The organism is Fretibacterium fastidiosum (assembly GCF_000210715.1).
Classification (GTDB): Bacteria; Synergistota; Synergistia; order Synergistales; family Aminobacteriaceae; genus Fretibacterium; species Fretibacterium fastidiosum.
The window spans coordinates 52,089-54,693 of record NC_021038.1; the positions used below are offsets into that span (position 1 = coordinate 52,089).

The 2,605-nt window shown below is 69.3% G+C and carries 1 protein-coding gene; it reads right to left on the minus strand.

What is annotated here, in order from left to right:
* Positions 1-2,605 (minus strand): coiled-coil domain-containing protein (locus SY1_RS00270; protein WP_208872458.1); only part of this gene is annotated, 2,605 nt, incomplete at both ends.

A 2,605-nucleotide genomic window follows, 5' to 3' on the forward strand; every position in this document is an offset into this window, starting at 1 on the left:
CAGACCTTCGCAAAACTCCCCATACAGCTTCACCGATGCCGAATCCCTGGGCAGGGCGAGGCAGAGCTCCCCTGCCCGGCGGTTCAGGTCCAGCAGCCGGCGCAGGAGGGTGTCTCCGTCGCCCAGGGAGGTGCGAAGCCCGCCCAGGCGCGACTGCAGCTCCATCTGCAGAGACTTTGCATTCTCCCGTGCGGCGGTGAGGTCCAGGTCTGCCTGCGCCAGCTCCCCCAGGCGCCCCTGGAGGTCCCGCCGTTCCTCGCCGGACAGGCAGGCGGAGATGTAATCGTTCTCGTTCTTGAAGCCCAGGGACAGCATGTGCTTGCCGAAGGCGATCTCGCCCCTTTGAAGCTCCTCCCGCAGCGTCGCCAGCTTCGTCTCCAGCTCGTGGAGCGAGGCCATGATCTCCTGAAGCCTGGCGCTCCCCTCGGACCGTGCCAGGCGGCGGACCTCGAGCTGCTGCCGCAGGTCCTCCACATCCCGCTCCATGCGCGCCTTCTCCGACGCCGGGTCCTTCGAGTTGAACAGGATGATCCGCTTCTGCTGCAGGCTGTCCCGCTCCGCCTCGACGGTCCGCAGCTCCCGCGTCAGCTCCTCCCTGCGCAGCTTGAAGGCCTCCAGCTCCTTCCTTACAGCGGCGGCCGAGGCCTGAGCCGCGGAGAACTCTCGCTCCAGCTCGTCCCGACGTGATGCGTTCTCCTGCCATTCCGCAGCGCGGACCTCCAGGGCCCTGATGACGGATTCGGGATTCTCGTCGGGGATGCTCTTGTAGCCGTAGGGGGAGAGCTGGGCGATCAGCTCCCGGCGCAGCGCGTTGAACGCCTCCTCCTGGCTGCGGCTCTCGCCCTCGACCCGCGCTTCCTCGGAGCGCTCGTTCTGAAGCTGAAACAGCGCCTCCTGGTGGTAGCGCGTCAGCTCCTCGCGGCTCTCGCGGATCCGCGCCAGTTCGTCCGCCGCGGCGTCCCGGTCGCGCTGCGCCGCCTCGGCGGCCTCCAGAGCGTTTCGCGCGCGCTGAAGCTGGTCGCGCGTCTTCTGGCGCACGCGGTCCAGCTCCTCGAGGGGAGGGACCCCCACGTTGAACTTCAGCCCAAGCGCCGCGACGCTCTGAGTGATGATGTCGCCCAGGCGCTCCAGGTCCTGACGCAGGTCCTCCTCGCCGCGCCCGATGGAGGATATCTCGCCGACGAGCCACCCCGCGCGGGACTGCCGTCCCTTGAGCTCCGCCCTCAGCTCCTCCATGGCCTTCGTGGCGTCGTTGAGCTGGCGGCTGACCTCATCCGTCTCCGGGACGGCGGCCCCCGACGCATAGGGGTGCGTCATGGCGCCGCACAGGGGGCAGGGCACCCCGTCCTCCAGGAGCCCCCTCATGCCGCCCAGGTCCTCCATCCCCTGAAGCAGCCGGACGCGCCCCTCCAGTTTCTGGATTTCCTCCTGCAGCGCCTCCGCCTTGCCGGACTGCGCCACGTCCCGGATGTTCAGCTCCCGCGTCTCCTGCTGCATCCTCAGGCGCCGGGCCTGAAGCTCCTGCAGCCGCTCCTGGAGCTCCTGTTCCTCCCGGAAGCGCGACGCCAAATGCTCAAGCTCCTCCAGGCGCCGGACGAGTTGATCACAGGCGCTGCGCCACTCCTCAAGCGACTTGCCCTTCAGGGAGGACTCGTAGAACGTCTGGGCCCGCTGATAGTTCTTCTCCACCACGGTGAACCGGTGCGCCACGTCGGAGAACATCGCCTGACGGTCGTTCAGCGCGGTCTGGGCCTCCTGCTTCTTCCGGATGGCTAGGGCGTAGCTCTCGCGGAAGGCACTGCGCCGCTCCAGGGCTTCGCGGTAGAGGCCGAAACACTTCTGTATTCCCGGCAGGCCCGTCGCGAGGCGCTCGTCGGCGGCGTGGAGCTGAAGGGCCTTTCGGACCTCCCTGAGGGAAAGGCTCAACTTCTCCACCGCCAGCTGCTCGCCCTCAAGCCGCGCCGTCCGATCCCGAAGCTCCTGCCCCGCCTGCGCCAGCCGGGCCTCCAAAGCTTGAGCCGCCTCCTGCCGGTCCCGAAGCTGGCGGTCCAGGTCCTGAACCGTCAGCACCGTCTCGGCCAGGCGCTTCTGGGCGATCAGACGGTCCCGAAACTCCGACTCCTTGACGGTGAAGGCCTCCTCCGCGTTCTGAAGCTCCGTCCTGACCGCCGTCATGCTCTCCTTCAGCGCCAGCTGCGCCGTGCGGGCCTGGTCCCGCTCCTGGCGCATCCGCCGGATGCCCTCGTACTCGTCCCCCAGTTCCAGGGCCCTGCGCCCGCGCTCCAGCCGCTGCTCCATCGGCAGGAAGAGCGCCTTCTCCCGCTCCCACTCCCCGCGGCGGCGGTCCAGCTCCCGGACCTCCTCCGCCGCGCTTCGGACCAGGAAGCCACAGTGTACCTCCCTGGCCCGGCGGTCCAGGAGGGACTCCACGCCGGCGATCTCGTCAAGCGTCCGCGCCAGCTCATCGCTCGCGGCCTCAGCCTGTGCGGCGGGGAGGGCGCCGCGGCGCCGAAGCCCCTGATACCTTCGCCAGGACAGCGCGGAAACCTCCCCCCGCAGGGCGGGCCCCACAAGGGCGTCCAACAGGGCCGCGCGGTCCGGCGAG